Genomic DNA, 14,213 nt, shown 5'->3' with positions numbered 1-14,213 from the left:
CGGCCGCTGACAGCGCTTCACATCACCAGGACGCTCAGGCCACCCTCGCGCGTTCCCGCCCCGCCACAATCGCCTCCACCGTCTCCCCCACGGTCAGCTCCGACGAGTCCACCCACAGCCCGATACGCGGCGTCCGCGCCCGCATGGCCCCGTCCAGGTCCTCGACCGTCCAAGCCCCGTAGCCCGTCTTGGCCCGCCCGGCCTCCCGCGCCGCCACCGCCGCGGGGCTCGGCGCAAGGACGACCACGTGCAGCGGACGCGTGCGCACCAGCCTTACGTACGCCGCCAGTTCGGCACCCAGCACCACGTCCTGCACGACCGCGGTGAATCCGGCCTCCGCATAGGCGTCCGCCGTCGCCGCCGACAGCCGGTACCGCAGCCGCAGCTGCGCCTCGCCCTCGCCGCCGCCACCGGGTTCGTACTCCTCGCGGCCGGAGACGATCATGCGCCGGAAGACGTCCCCGCGGACATGAGCCGCCCGCGGCAGCCGCTCCGCCAGCGCCTGCGCGACCGTCGACTTCCCGGCCGCCATGACGCCGGTGATGAGCACGACTCCGCGCATCATGTGAGGTACACGCCGCCCAGGACGACGGCGATCGCGGCGAGCAGGAACAGCAGGATCCACAGCGCCAGCCTGCCCACGCCTGGGGCGGGTTCGTAGCGCGGCGGATCCGGCTCGGTCACTGCCCCGTCACCACCGCCGCCTGCGGGCGGATCGGCAGCCGGTTCACCGGACGGCCGGTCGCGGCCCGTACAGCCGACGCGATCGCCGCCGGCGAGGTCACCACCGGCACCGCGCTCACCGCCTTGGCGCCGAAGGGAGCGACCACGTCGCGTTCCTCGACGAGCTTCACGATCCGGATGTCCGGGGCGTCCAGGGCCGTCGGCAACGCGTAGCCGGTCAGGTCCGGGTGGCGGATCACGCCGCGCGCCGAGCGCAGGTTCTCCGTGAGCGCTACGCCCACGCCCTGTGTCACGCCCGCTTCGAGGCGCGCCTCCAGCTGGGCCGGGTTCAGCACGCGGCCGACGTCCTGGGCGAGCGCCAGCTCGACCACGCGGACCGAGCCCAGTTCGATGTCGACGTCCACCACCGCGCGGATGGCGCAGAAGGACATGCCGACGAAGGCGTCGCCCTGGCCGGATTCGTCCAGGGGTTCGGTCGGGTGCGGGCGGCACTGGGCCGTCGCCCACAGTTCCTTGCCGTCCAGCGCCTCCGTGACGGTGGTCGACAGGACGCCGTCGTACGAGGTGATCTTGCCGTCGGTGATCTGGAGCAGCTCGGTGGACATGCCGAACTTGTGCGCCAGGGGCTGGAGCAGCTGTGTACGGACCATCTTGGCCGCCCGCTCCACCGCGCCGCCCGACACCCAGGTGTGGCGGCCACGGCAGCCCGCGCCCGCCGGTGGCTGGTCGGTGTCCACGGGCGCCACGTGCACCTCGTCGATGCCCAGCGTCTCCTGGACGATCTGCCGGGCCAGCGTGGTGAAGCCCTGGCCGGTCTCCACCGCCGCGCACAGCACCGTCGCCACGCCGTCGTGGACCTTGACCGTCGCCGTGGAGACCTCGTCGGCGCCCTCGGCGCCGAGCATGTGCACCATGCCCAGGCCGTAGCCGACGCCGCGCCGTACGGCGCCCGGTTCGCCCGCGCCCTCGGGGCCGCCGGGCAGCAGCCACTCGTCCTCGGGGGTGTCCTTGGGGAGCGGCGGGAGGGGATAGTCCCGTACGGCTTGGAGCAGTTCGGCCACGGGGGCCGGGCAGGTCACCGTCTGGCCCGTCGGGAGGACGTCGCCCGTCGCCATGGCGTTGCGCAGGCGCAGCTCCGCCGGGTCCACGCCGAGCTTCTTGGCCAGCTTGTCCATCTGCGCCTCGTAGGCGGCGCACACCTGCATGGCGCCCTCGCCGCGTACGTGGCCGGAGGGCGGGTTGTTGGTGCGTACGGCCCAGCCCTCGATGAAGGCGTTCGGGACGACGTACGGGCCGCAGGCGAAGGCGACCGCGGCGGCCAGGGCGTCGGAGGACGTGTCGGCGTAGGCGCCCGCGTCGAGCAGGATCTGCGCCTCGACCTTGACCAGCCTGCCCTCGGCGTCCGCGTGGTGGCGGTAGCGCAGGAGGGTCGGGTGCCGGTGGGTGTGGCCCAGGAAGGACTCCTCGCGCGTGGCCGTCAGCTTGACCGGGCAGCCGGTCTTCAGCGCCAGCAGGCCGAGCGGGAGCTGGAAGCCCTGGTCCTCGCGGTCGGCGGTGGCGCCGGGGACGCCGGTGACGACGACCTTGACGCGCTCGGGCTCCAGGCCGTAGCAGGCGGCGGCCCGGTCGCGGTCGGTGTGCGGGTCGGTCGAGGCGAGGTAGAGCTCCACGCCGCCGTCGGGGCGCGGAACCGCGAGGCCCGCCTCGGCGCCGATGGGGGCCGGGTCCTGGCGGCCGATGCGGTACAGGCCCTCGACGACGATCTCGCCGACCGCGTCGGGGTCGCCGTGGCGCAGCGGGATGTGGCGGATCAGGTTGCCGTCGGGGTGCAGCGGCTGGGCCTCGAAGGCCTGCTCGGGGTCGGTGACCGGGTCGAGTACCTCGTACTCGACGATGACGGCCGCGGCGGCCAGGCGCGCGGTGTCGGGGTGGTCGGCGGCGACGGCGGCGATGGGCTCGCCGTGGTGGCGTACCACCTCGGAGGCGAAGACCGGGCGGTCGGCCTTGCCGCGGCCGCACACCGGGTTGCCGGGGACGTCCTCGTGCGTGACGACGGCCCGGACGCCGGGCATCTCGCGCGCGTGGGAGGTGTCGATGGACGTGATGCGCGCGTGCGGGTGCGGCGAGCGCAGTACGGCCGCCCACAGCAGACCCTCGGCCCACAGGTCGGCCGCGTACGGGAACGTGCCCTCGGTCTTGGCGCCGGCGTCGGCGGCCGGCAGGGAGGCGCCGAGGCCGTGCGGGATCGGCTCGGGGGCGGGTGCTGCCTCCGCGGCTGTGGTCGCGGTGGCGGCTTCGTTGCTCACGCCTGGCCTCCGTCCTGTCCGTACGCCTGGTCATGCGGTCCCATGGCGCCGGGCGCCTCGAACACCGACGGGTGGATCCCGCCGGCTCCCGGGCCCGCCTGGTGAGGGATACGCGGCTCGTCCCCGTCGTGTTCGCCGCCGTCGCCCGCCGTGTGCGCCTCGCGTTCGGCGACGACCTCCTGGACGGCCTGGACGACGCCCCGGTAGCCGGAGCAGCGGCACAGGTTGCCGCACAGCGCCTGGCGGGTCTCCAGCTCGGTCGGCGCCGGGTTGCCCTCCAGCAGGTCGTGCACGGTCATCGCCATGCCGGGCACGCAGAAGCCGCACTGCACGGCGCCGCACCGCGCGAGCGCCCGCTGCACGTCGGAAGGCTGCCCGTCGGCGGCCAGGCCCTCGACCGTACGGACCTCGCTGCCGGCGGCGGTCACGGCGGGCACCAGGCAGGAGGCGACGAGCCGTCCGTCGACCTGCACGTTGCAGGCGCCGCACTCGCCCTGTGAGCAGCCGTCCTTGGCGCCGGCGAGGCCGAGCCGCTCGCGCAGCACATAGAGCAGCGACTCGCCGATCCAGGCGTCGGAGACGGGCCGGTCGACGCCGTTGACGCGCAGCACGTAGGAGGCGAGGGGGTGTTCCTCGCCGGGGGGTGGCGGTACGTCCTCGGAAGCGGCCGTCTCCGAGGGCTCCGCTGCCGACGCCGCCTCGGGCTCCGCGTCCGGCGCGGGGTCCGCGGCGGGTTCGGCGGGGTCGTCGGCGGCCTCAGCGGGGTTCTGGGCGGCTGGTGTGCCCTGGCTGTCGTCCGCGGCCTCAGGGCCCCCGGGAGCGGGCTCTGAGCCGTCCGTGGCGGGTTCCGTGGGAGGCCTCGTGTACGCCTCCGCGGAGACCTCGCCGGGGGTCTCGGCGGGCCGCTCGTGCGGGTGCGCGGCCGGATCGGCGGCATCGGGCGTCACGCGCGCGTGCGGGTCCGCCGGGTACGCGTCCGGGCCGGGCTGCCCCGGTGCCTGCGCGTCGGGCCGGTCACCGCCGTGTGCCACCGGCTGTTCCGGTGCCTGCGCGGCCTGCGCCTGCTGCCCCCACGGCTGTCCCGTCGCCTGCGTCGCCCAGGGTGCGGGCGCGCCGCCCGGGAGCGTGGCCGGAGGTGTCCCGCCCCACTGCTCGACCAGCGCCGAGGTGGTGAACTCGCCCGATTCGTCCGGGAGGTCACCGCCGGCGACGGGGATCGACCACTGTCCGGTGACGTCGTGACCGGGCGCCGCGGCCGCCTCCTGGCCTGCCGCGGTCTCCGAGAAGTTCCACTGCTGGGTGGCCCCGGGCTGGTACGTGAAGCGGTCGCCGCCCGGGTCCTGCGGTACGGCGTTCGGGTCGGGCCACTGGGCGCCCTCGGCGGGCACGCCCGCGACCGGCCAGCCGCCGGGGGCCGCGGGGTCGGTGCCCGCGGTCGACCCCGGCGTGACCGTTATCTGCGGCGGCACATACCCGTGACCGGGCGCGGCGAGCGGGCTGTCGGAGGAGGCCAGGAGGGCATCGACGCCCCCTTCGGGGAGCTTGACGAAGGCGGTGGCGCCGTCGTCGTAGTCGCCCTGGGGCAGCGGGTCCCAGCGGCCCGCGCCCTGGGGCGTGCCCTCTCCGTGCTGGTCGTCGGTCACGACAGTGCCCTCCCCAGTGCTCGTCGGGCCAGCGCGGCGACGGTGCGCCGCAGGTGCAGTACGGCGGGCGGATGCTGTTGCACGGAGCCGTCCTCGGCCGGGGCCGGGTCGGGGATGCAGGCCGCGGCGACGTACTCGCCGAAGGCGTGCAGCGCCTCGGGGACGATCGTGCGGTTGTTGTCCCAGTCGATCAGCTGGGCCACCCAGTGCTCGGCCTCCAGGGGCCTGAGCGGCATCGGCGCTATGGCGCCCACGGCGCACCTGACTCCGCGCCGGGCGGGGTCGAGGACGACCGCGACGGACGCCATGGCGCGTCCCGGGCCGGTGCGGCCGGTGGCCTTGAGGAAGACCTGCGGGGCGTGCAGCAGGGGCACGCGCACGTAGCCGATCAGTTCGCCGGCGCGCAGCATCTCCATGCCTGCCAGCAGGTGTGACACCGGGATCTCCCGGCGGGCTCCGCCCGGGCCCGCGATGATCAGGGTCGCTTCGAGGGCGGCGAGCACCGGCAGCGCGTCACCGGTCGGGGACGCCGAGGCGATGTTGCCGCCCAGGGTGCCCGCGTTGCGGATCTGCGGCGGGCCGGCGGCGCGCGCGGCGGCGGCGAGCGCCGGGATCAGGGCGGCGAAGTCGGGGCGGCCCATGCGCGCGTGGGTGAGGCCGGCGCCGAGCAGGGCGTGGCCGTCCTGGTACTGCCAGCCACGGATCTCGCTGATCCGGCCGAGGCCGACCAGCGCGGCGGGCCTGAGCTGTCCGGAGTTGACGGCGGCCATGAGGTCGGTGCCGCCGGCGACGGGCACGGCGGCGGGCATGGCGGTGAGGGCCGCCACGGCCTCGTCCAGCGTCGTGGGCAGCGTCACGGCCTGCGCCGCCTGCGGTGCGCTCGTGGTCAAACCGGCTGCCCCTTCCCGCTGCCCCACATGGTCCCACCTGTGCTGCCGTACGGTACGTGCTGACAGGGCGGACGTGGCAACTCTGGCACATCTTCGCAGGACCCGAAGACAGGGGTCCGCTAGGAGGCATTCGCCCACCTCACCAGGGGGATGGTCCGTTTTCGTACGGCATCACCGGTGAGTACCGATTGACACTCTTCGGTGACCCCTTGCCGGGTTTTTTCCATTACCTGTTCGGGGGCGGGCCGTCGATCGGGCGGCCGAGCACACCGGGGCGCCGCTGCCACGGCCGAGGCCCCGCGGGCGGGCGGTAGGCGACTCCCAGGGCGTCAAGTCGCCGGTAATGGGCGGCCATCCGCCCCTCGAAACCGGCGAAGTCCCGCTGCGCCGGGGCGGGCAGGCGGCTCCAGGCCACCTCCGCGAACGCGGCCAGGCGCGGGAACGTCTGGTAGTCCACGCGCGCGTGGTCCTCCATCACCTCGGTCCACACATTGGCCTGCGTACCGAGCACGTGCCGGGCCTCGTCCGGCGTCAACTCCGCGGGAACGGGCTCGAACCGATAGACGTCCTCCAGGGTGCGGACGTAGCCGATGGGGACCGGCTCGTCCGCGCCCGCGTCCTGGCGGTGGTCCAGGTAGACCTGCTGCTCGGGGCACATGACGACGTCGTGCCCGGCCCGCGCGGCGGCGACCCCGCCCGCGTACCCGCGCCAGGACGACACCGCCGCCCCGTCCGCGAGCCCGCCCTCCAGGATCTCGTCCCAGCCGATGAGCCTGCGCCCGCGCGCGGTGAGCCACCTGTCGAAGTGGCCGACGAACCACGCCTGCAGCTCGTCCTCGTCCGCGAGCCCGAGTTCGCTGATCCTGGCCTGCGCGGCAGGCGACCGCTGCCACTGGTCCTTGCGGCATTCGTCACCGCCGACATGAACGAACGCCGAGAACTCGGCGGCGTCGGCGGGGAAGAGATCGAGGACTTCCTCGAAGACCCCCTCGTAGAAGCGCAGGGTGTTGTCAGTGGGGGCGAGTACGTTCGGAGAGATCCCCCAGTTGTCCCAGACGGAGAGGGAGTTGGTGTCGATGACGTCGGTGTTGCCGAGTTCCGGGTACGCGGCGATCGCGGCCTGCGAGTGGCCGGGTACGTCGATTTCGGGGACGACGGTGATATGCCGCTCGGCGGCGTAGGCGACGATCTCGCGGATGTCGTCCTGGGTGTAGTGGCCACCGTGTGGCTTCTCCTCCCACAGCGGGGAGGCCCGATGGCCGAATTTCGTGCGCGCCCGCCAGGAGCCGACCTCGGTGAGCCGGGGGTACTTCTTGATCTCGATGCGCCAGCCCTGGTCGTCCGTCAGGTGGAAGTGGAAGACGTTGAGTTTGTGGGCGGCCATCAGGTCCAGGTAGCGCAGGACGCCGTCCTTGGGCAGGAAGTGCCGGGCCACGTCGAGCATGAGGCCGCGCCAGCGGAAGCGGGGGGCGTCCTCGATCGTGAGGTGGGGCACGGCCCAGGTGCGGTCGCGGCCGATCGGGGCCCTGCGGTACGCGTCGGGGCCGAGGAGCTGCCGCAGCGTCTGGGCGCCCCAGAAGACACCGGCCGCGCCGCCGCCCTCGATGCGGACGCCGCTCCCGTCGCTGACGAGGCGGTACTCCTCGCGGCCGAGCCCGGGGTCGAGTCGGAGCCGGATGCCGTCGCCGTCCGTGTCGTCGGGCTGCCGCCCCTCGCGCAGCGGCAGGCCGGTCGCCTGCTGGAGGACGGTGCGAAGCCAGTGCCCGACGCCCTCCGTCGCGGTGCCGGCGTAGAGCTGGGAGTGCGCCGTCAGCCGCACTTCGCCGGGACCGGCGACGACGCTGCGGGGCTCCGGAATCAGTTGGGTCACATCAGTCCTTTACCGCCCCGCCCAGCCCCGACACCAGCCGTCGCTGCACGAGCACGAAGAAGATCAGCACCGGGATCGTCATCACCGTCGACGCCGCCATCACCCCGCCCCAGTCCGGCTCGTCCGGCTTGTAGAAGACGAGCAGGGCCATCGGCAGGGTCGACTGCGAAGTGTCGCTGATGATGAAGGACTTGGCGAAGAGGAAGTCGTTCCAGGCCGAGATGAAGGAAAACACGCTCGTGGCCACGAGCCCCGGGAAGACCAGCGGGAAAAGGATCTGCCAGAGGAATCGCGACCGGCTCGCCCCGTCCATGTACGCGGCCTCCTCCAGGGCCTCCGGAACCGCCTTCACAAAGCCCCGCAGCATCCAGATCGCGAACGGCAGCGAGAAGGCGATGTGCGGCAGGATCAGCGAGCCGAGCGTGTTCAGTTGGCCGAAGTCCCGCATGAGGAAGAACAGGGGGATGGTCAGGGCCTCCACGGGCACCGTCTGGGCCACCAGAAACATGATCAGCAAGGTGGTCCGGAAGCGGAACCGGAATCGTGTCACCGCGGTCGCCGCGAGAAACGCGATCAGCGCGGAGGCGATCACGACAGTGCACGCGACGACAAGGCTGTTGAGGAAGTAGCGGCCGAATTCGTTCTGCTCGAAGACCCGCCGGAAGGAATCCAGGGAAGGGGACGAGGTCCACGGCCGGGGCGTGCTCGACTCGATCTCCCCGGCCGGTCTGAAGGCGCTGAGCACCATCCAGTACAGCGGAAACACCACCGCCGCCGCGATCAGCAGCGCGGACGCCTCCGCGAGCAGCCGCCAGGGACGCCGTACGAAACTCACGGACCTCACAGCTGGGCCCCCTGTCTGCGCAGCAACCGCAGATACACCAGCGTCACCGCCAGCAGGATCAGCAGCATCACCACGCCGATCGCCGAGCCCAGGCCGTACTGCGAGGACGCGAACGCCTTCTGGTAGGCGTACACGTTCAGCACGAGGTTCTGGCCCGCGATGCCGCCGCCGTTCGTCATGACGTAGATCTGCGTGAAGACCTTGAAGTCCCAGATCACCGACTGGATGGTGACGACCACCAGGATCGGCCGCAGCATCGGCGCCAGCACCGACCGCCAGATGCGCCACTGCGAGGCACCGTCCAGCGCGGCGGCCTCCAGCACCTCGGCCGGTACGGCGCGGATCCCCGCGTACACCGTCACCATCACGAACGGGAAGGAGCACCAGACCACTTCGAGCAGGACCAGGAAGAAGGCGCTGAACCGCCCGTACGTCCAGGAGTGGTCGCCGATTCCCAGGACGCGGTTCACCGGCCCGAAGTCCGGGTCGAACAGGAACAGCCACACCGTCGACCCCGTGACGGCCGGGGTCGCCCATGCCCCCAGCGCCGCCAGCATCAGCGCGAGCCGCGGCACGGCCCGCACGCGGGTGAGCAGCACGGCCAGCGCACAGCCGACGGCGAGGGTCGAGACGACACAGGCCGCCGCGAAGACAACCGTCGCCAGCAGCACCTGCCAGAACTGGTCGTCGGCGAACAGCTCGGTGTAGTTCCCGAGGCCCTGGAAGGTGGTGGGTTCGCCGCCGCTGACCTGGGCCTGGGTGTACTGGAAGAGGGAGATCAGACCGAGCTGGTAGATGGGGTGGACGAGCAGCCCACCGAGGACGACGAGAGCCGGGGCGAGATACAGCCAGGGGGTGCTCCGACGGCGCCAGGGGCGCGGCGCCGTCATCCGGCCGTGCGCCGTCATCCGGCCGTGCGCTGTCATCCGGCCGTACCGAACGCGTCATCCATCTTCTTGGCCGCGTCCTTCGAAGCCGCCGCCACACTCTTCTTGCCGCTGATGACCTCCTGGAACATGGTCGGCAGCACCAGCGAGGAGTCGATCTGCGCCCAGGCGGGCGAGGCGGGGACGAACCTGGTCCCCGCGGCGAGGGTCCGCGCGAAGGGCTTGACGTACGGCTCCTTCGCCGCGACCTGCTGCCGCACGTCGGAGAAGGTGGGCAGGAACCCCATCGCCCCGAACATCGAGGCCTGCGTCTTCTTCGAGGCCAATTGCCGCATCAGCGCGACCGCCAGCGTGCGGTGCGAGGTGCTCTTGAGCACCCCGATGTTGTTGCCCCCGGCGAACGCCGGCGCGACGGACCCCGCCCGCACCCCCGGCAGCGGTACGACCGCGTACTTGCCCTTGACCTTCCCGGCCTCCACGGCCGCATGGCTGAAGTCGCCGCCGATCGCCATGCCCGCCTTGCCGGCCGCGAACGCGGTGACCGTGTCGTTGCCGCCCATGCCCGCGCACTTGGCGGCGGGGCAGTTGTCGTCGGTGAAGAGCGAGGTGTACGCCTTGATGCCCTTCTGTGCCGCCGCGCTGTCGATCGCCGAGGTGTACGAGCCGTCCTTGCCCGTGGCGATCTCGCCGCCGTTGGCCCACACGAACGGCATCGCGCCGTACGTGTACGCCCCGCCGACCACAAGCCCGTACAGCTCGGGCCGGGCGGCCCGGATCCTGCGGGCCGTCGACGCCAACTCGTCCATGGTCCTGGGGACTTCCAAGCCGATTTCCTCGAAGACGTCCGTGCGGTAGTACAGGGCGCGGACGCCGACGTAGAAGGGTGCGCCGTAGACCTTGCCGGCCACGGTGACGGACTGTCTGGCGGTGGGGTCGGTGTCCTTCGCCTCGGGCCAGTCGCCGAACTCCTCGGTGACGTCGAGGAGTCCGCCGTCCTTCACATGACCGGCGGTGTCGGTGTTGCCGTACTCCATCACGTCGGGGGCGGACGCCGGGTCGTTGAAGGCGGCCTTGACGCGCTGGGCGCGAGTCTCGACGGGGATGTACTCGACGTCGACCTCCGTGCCCTCGTGGGCCTTCTCGAAGGCGGCCACGACGGAGTCGACGACCTTCTCCTTCGGCTTGTTGCCGACCTCCTGGAAGAGCCAGACCCGCAGGGTGCCGGTCTTGTCGTCCTTGTCGGAGGAGGAGTTGGCGGAGGTCTGGGGGGCGCAGGCGGTGGCGGCCATGACGGCGAGGAGCACGGCCGGGCGGGCGGGGAGCTTCATGGAGCGATCCTCCGAGCGTTGCAACATATGCAATGAGTGTTTTGCCCTGCACAACACTTCGGAGGCTAGGGACTACATGAACATGGCGACAAGAGGTCTCAACCACTCTGTGACCAGCCGACGCAGCCCGCGCAACGACAAAAGACACAAAGGCCCCGGAGCACGCGAAAACGCGCTCCGAGGCCTCAGGAGGTCCGGATGTGAGCGGGCTGCTACTTCTTGCCGTCGCCCTTGTCGTCGCCGCCGGCGCCCATGGACTCGTAGATCTCCTTGCACATGGGGCACACGGGGTACTTCTTCGGGTCGCGGCCGGGCACCCAGACCTTGCCGCAGAGCGCCACGACGGGGGTGCCGTCGAGGGCGCTCGCCATGATCTTGTCCTTCTGGACGTAGTGGGCGAAGCGCTCGTGGTCACCGTCGCCGTGGGAGACCTGTGGCGTCGGCTCTACGAGGGTCCCCGTACCAGTCCCGCGCTCGGGCTCGAGAGTGCTCATACCGCCAAGAGTACTGAAGCTCACATGTATCAGTTGAGCGAAGGGTCGTCCGGATACGTGGCCACCATCGCGAGTTCGTTGCGCTGGCGGCGCAGCACCTCGCGCCAGAGTCTCTCCGGCGACGGCGAGGAGACGTCTCCGGGCTCCGACTCCACGACGTACCAGGCGCCCTCCACCAGCTCGTCCTCCAGCTGGCCGGGCCCCCAGCCGGCGTATCCGGCGAAGATCCGCAGACTGCCGACGGCCGAGGCGAGCAGCTCCGGCGGTGCCTCCAGGTCCACCAGCCCGATCGCTCCGTGCACCCGGCGCCAGCCCAGCGGGGCGCTCTCGCCGGAGGCGTCACCGGGGATGACGGCGACGCCGAGCGCCGAGTCGAGGGACACCGGGCCGCCCTGGAAGACGACGCCGGGTTCACCGGCGAGATCCGCCCAGCCCTCCAGGATGTCGCCCACGTCCACCGGGGTCGGACGGTTGAGGACGACACCGAGGGAGCCCTCCTCGTCGTGGTCGAGAAGGAGCACCACCGCACGGTCGAAGTTCGGGTCCGCCAGGGCGGGCGTTGCCACGAGCAGCCGCCCTGTGAGCGAGGACACCTCGGTCATGCCAGACATGATCCCGCATCTTCCCCTCGCGTGGGGAGGCAATCCCGGTTCGGGAGTGAATGCAGCTCAGGGCGGAAAGGAGCGCCCCCGGGCGCACAGGGGCGGTGGTGACCGTTCGTGCCCGGCGGCGAACGGTTCGTGTTGTGACACAGCTATGACGTTCCTGGGCCGTACTTGGGCTTACAGAAGGGGGGTCCACGGCGATTACCCTTTCTCTCCGGCCCCTGCCCAACTCATCGGAACGCGAGATACATGACCGTCAACGACGATGTCCTGCTTGTCCACGGCGGAACCCCGCTGGAGGGCGAGATCCGTGTCCGCGGTGCGAAGAACCTCGTACCGAAGGCCATGGTCGCCGCCCTGCTGGGCAGCGCGCCAAGTCGACTGCGCAACGTGCCGGACATCCGTGACGTGCGGGTCGTACGCGGGCTGCTGCAGCTGCACGGGGTGACGGTGCGTCCGGGTGAGGAACCGGGCGAGTTGGTGATGGACCCGTCGCACGTGGAGAGCGCGAACGTCGCTGACATCGATGCCCACGCGGGTTCGAGCCGTATCCCGATCCTGTTCTGCGGCCCCCTTCTCCACCGCCTCGGCCACGCCTTCATCCCCGGCCTCGGCGGCTGCGACATCGGCGGCCGGCCCATCGACTTCCACTTCGAGGTGCTGCGGCAGTTCGGCGCGCGGATCGAGAAGCGGGCGGACGGGCAGTACCTGGAGGCTCCGCAGCGGCTGCGCGGTACGAAGATCCGGCTGCCGTACCCGTCCGTGGGCGCGACCGAGCAGGTGCTGCTGACGGCCGTGCTGGCGGAGGGCGTCACGGAGCTCTCCAACGCGGCCGTGGAGCCCGAGATCGAGGACCTCATCTGCGTCCTGCAGAAGATGGGCGCCATCATCGCGATGGACACCGACCGCACGATCCGCATCACCGGTGTGGACAGCCTCGGCGGTTACACCCACCGCGCCCTCCCGGACCGCCTGGAGGCCGCCTCCTGGGCGTCCGCGGCGCTCGCGACCGAGGGCAACATCTACGTCCGTGGCGCCCAGCAGCGCTCGATGATGACGTTCCTCAACACCTACCGGAAGGTGGGCGGCGCCTTCGAGATCGACGACGAGGGCATCCGTTTCTGGCACCCGGGCGGCCAGTTGAAGTCCATCGCCCTCGAAACGGACGTGCACCCCGGCTTCCAGACCGACTGGCAGCAGCCGCTGGTGGTCGCCCTGACGCAGGCGACGGGCCTGTCCATCATCCACGAGACGGTCTACGAGTCCCGCCTCGGCTTCACCTCCGCCCTGAACCAGATGGGCGCGCACATCCAGCTCTACCGCGAGTGCCTCGGCGGCTCCGACTGCCGCTTCGGCCAGCGCAACTTCCTGCACTCCGCCGTAGTCTCGGGCCCCACCAAGCTCCAGGGCGCCGACCTCGTCATCCCCGACCTCCGCGGCGGCTTCTCGTACCTCATCGCGGCCCTGGCGGCCCAGGGCACGTCCCGGGTCCACGGCATCGACCTCATCAACCGCGGCTACGAGAACTTCATGGAGAAGCTCGTGGAGCTGGGCGCGAAGGTCGAACTCCCGGGCAAGGCACTCGGCTGACGACACCCGCTCGGTCCGGCCGGATACAGCGTCCTCCTGCTGGGACCCGGGGGCCCCGCTCGTGAAGCCGGGCACAAAGGTGGAGTTGCCCGCCAAGACCCTCGGCCGACGGCACACCCTCGGCCCGGCCGGATACAGCGTCCTCCGGCTGGGGCCCGGGGGCCCGCTCGTGGAGCCGGGCACAAAGGTGGAGTTGCCCGCCAAGGCCCTCGGCTGACGCCAGGCCCTCGGGCCCGGCCGGGGGCAACGCCCCCCCCGGGGTGAGGCCCGGCGAGGGACAACGGCCCCCTGGCTGAGGCCCCGGGGCCCACGGCGGAGCCGCTGAAGGGCACAGCCCCCGGGAAGCCCAGCAGGGAGAAGCCCGTGGAGCCGGGCGCAAAGGTTGAGTTGCCCGGGAAGGCCACTCGGCTGACGTCAGGCCCTCGGGCCCGGCCAGGGACAACGCCCCCCGGCTGAGGCCCGGCCAGGGCAACGCACCCGGGTAGGGGCCGACCAGGGCAACGCCCCCGGGTGGAGGCCGGCCAGTGGCCCCCACCCCGCTGAGACCCGGGAGCCCGCGGCGGCGATGAATGGCACAGCCCCCGGATAGACGCCGGGCGCGAAGGTGGAGTTGCCCGGCAAGGCACTCGGCCGGCTTCGGCAAAACCGGCCTGGCCGGCGTTCGAGGCCATTGGCGGCAGCAACCACGATGGGGCGGCACCCGTGAACCGGGCGCCGCCCCATCGGCGTTCTACGAGCCGCACACCGTCCCGTGGTGTACAGACGGCAAGGTCACTTGCCCTTGGCGGCTTCCTTGAGCTTGGAGCCCGCGGAGACCTTCACGCTGTAGCCGGCCGGGATCTGGATCGGGTCGCCGGTCTGCGGGTTGCGCGCGGTGCGAGCGGCACGGTGCGTGCGCTCGAAGGTCAGGAAGCCGGGGATGGTGACCTTCTCGTCGCCCTTGGAGACGATGTCGCCGACGACCTCGGCGAACGCGGCCAGCACGGCGTCGGCGTCCTTGCGGGTCACCTCGGCGCGGTCGGCCAGCGCGGCCACCAGCTCACTGCGGTTCATGTTGTTACTCCCGTGTTCT

14 protein-coding genes are annotated in these 14,213 nt (G+C 71.8%); 2 read left to right on the top strand and 12 right to left on the bottom strand.

Annotation, left to right across the window (positions count from 1 at the left end; genetic code table 11):
- Window positions 1-34: 34 nt before the first annotated feature.
- The 11 genes from AQI70_RS33050 to AQI70_RS33005 form a co-directional block, all read right to left on the bottom strand.
- Window positions 35-562 carry an AAA family ATPase gene (locus AQI70_RS33050; protein ID WP_062156216.1) on the bottom strand — a complete coding sequence of 176 codons (528 nt, stop codon included), beginning with the start codon at window positions 560-562 and terminating at the stop codon, window positions 35-37.
- Window positions 562-684 (bottom strand): hypothetical protein, encoded by a 123-nt coding sequence (locus tag AQI70_RS40725; RefSeq protein WP_279616769.1) that lies wholly within the window; start codon window positions 682-684, stop codon window positions 562-564. The genes AQI70_RS33050 and AQI70_RS40725 overlap by 1 nt, the downstream gene beginning before the upstream one ends.
- On the bottom strand, window positions 681-2,990 hold the full coding sequence (locus AQI70_RS33045) for a xanthine dehydrogenase family protein molybdopterin-binding subunit (RefSeq protein ID WP_062156133.1): 2,310 nt from the start codon (window positions 2,988-2,990) through the stop codon (window positions 681-683). The genes AQI70_RS40725 and AQI70_RS33045 overlap by 4 nt, the downstream gene beginning before the upstream one ends.
- Window positions 2,987-4,633 (bottom strand): 2Fe-2S iron-sulfur cluster-binding protein, encoded by a 1,647-nt coding sequence (locus AQI70_RS33040; RefSeq protein ID WP_062156132.1) that lies wholly within the window; start codon window positions 4,631-4,633, stop codon window positions 2,987-2,989. The genes AQI70_RS33045 and AQI70_RS33040 overlap by 4 nt, the downstream gene beginning before the upstream one ends.
- Window positions 4,630-5,523, bottom strand: a complete 894-nt coding sequence (locus AQI70_RS33035) for an FAD binding domain-containing protein (RefSeq protein ID WP_004000882.1) — start codon at window positions 5,521-5,523, stop codon at window positions 4,630-4,632. The genes AQI70_RS33040 and AQI70_RS33035 overlap by 4 nt, the downstream gene beginning before the upstream one ends.
- A gap of 226 nt (window positions 5,524-5,749) precedes the next feature.
- A complete protein-coding gene (locus AQI70_RS33030; protein ID WP_062156131.1) occupies window positions 5,750-7,393 on the bottom strand; it encodes a beta-N-acetylhexosaminidase in 1,644 nt (547 codons plus the stop codon).
- A 1-nt stretch (window position 7,394) separates the two neighbouring features.
- Window positions 7,395-8,228: a carbohydrate ABC transporter permease gene (locus tag AQI70_RS33025; RefSeq protein WP_062156130.1), complete on the bottom strand. Its 834-nt coding sequence runs from the start codon at window positions 8,226-8,228 to the stop codon at window positions 7,395-7,397.
- Window positions 8,229-8,233: 5 nt separating this feature from the next.
- Window positions 8,234-9,145 carry a carbohydrate ABC transporter permease gene (locus AQI70_RS33020; RefSeq protein ID WP_079051580.1) on the bottom strand — a complete coding sequence of 304 codons (912 nt, stop codon included), beginning with the start codon at window positions 9,143-9,145 and terminating at the stop codon, window positions 8,234-8,236.
- A 14-nt stretch (window positions 9,146-9,159) separates the two neighbouring features.
- Window positions 9,160-10,452, bottom strand: a complete 1,293-nt coding sequence (locus tag AQI70_RS33015) for an extracellular solute-binding protein (protein WP_062156128.1) — start codon at window positions 10,450-10,452, stop codon at window positions 9,160-9,162.
- A 212-nt stretch (window positions 10,453-10,664) separates the two neighbouring features.
- A complete protein-coding gene (locus AQI70_RS33010) occupies window positions 10,665-10,946 on the bottom strand; it encodes a DUF3039 domain-containing protein (protein ID WP_004000877.1) in 282 nt (93 codons plus the stop codon).
- Window positions 10,947-10,975: 29 nt separating this feature from the next.
- Window positions 10,976-11,548, bottom strand: a complete 573-nt coding sequence (locus tag AQI70_RS33005; protein ID WP_062156127.1) for a YqgE/AlgH family protein — start codon at window positions 11,546-11,548, stop codon at window positions 10,976-10,978.
- A gap of 252 nt (window positions 11,549-11,800) precedes the next feature.
- Between AQI70_RS33005 and murA the strand changes: the two genes are divergently transcribed.
- Window positions 11,801-13,141 carry a UDP-N-acetylglucosamine 1-carboxyvinyltransferase gene (gene murA / locus AQI70_RS33000; RefSeq protein ID WP_004000875.1) on the top strand — a complete coding sequence of 447 codons (1,341 nt, stop codon included), beginning with the start codon at window positions 11,801-11,803 and terminating at the stop codon, window positions 13,139-13,141.
- Window positions 13,142-13,202: 61 nt separating this feature from the next.
- The gene (locus tag AQI70_RS39300) at window positions 13,203-13,358 is read left to right on the top strand and encodes a hypothetical protein (RefSeq protein WP_159042725.1); all 156 of its coding nucleotides are present in this window, start codon (window positions 13,203-13,205) and stop codon (window positions 13,356-13,358) included.
- Window positions 13,359-13,912: 554 nt separating this feature from the next.
- Here AQI70_RS39300 and AQI70_RS32995 read toward each other — a convergent pair.
- Window positions 13,913-14,194: an HU family DNA-binding protein gene (locus AQI70_RS32995; protein WP_004000874.1), complete on the bottom strand. Its 282-nt coding sequence runs from the start codon at window positions 14,192-14,194 to the stop codon at window positions 13,913-13,915.
- Window positions 14,195-14,213: the final 19 nt, after the last annotated feature.

It is taken from the genome of Streptomyces curacoi (assembly GCF_001513975.1).
Classification (GTDB): domain Bacteria; phylum Actinomycetota; class Actinomycetes; order Streptomycetales; family Streptomycetaceae; genus Streptomyces; species Streptomyces curacoi.
Note: the sequence above shows the minus strand (reverse complement) of the source record. Positions and strands in the feature narration are given on the sequence as shown.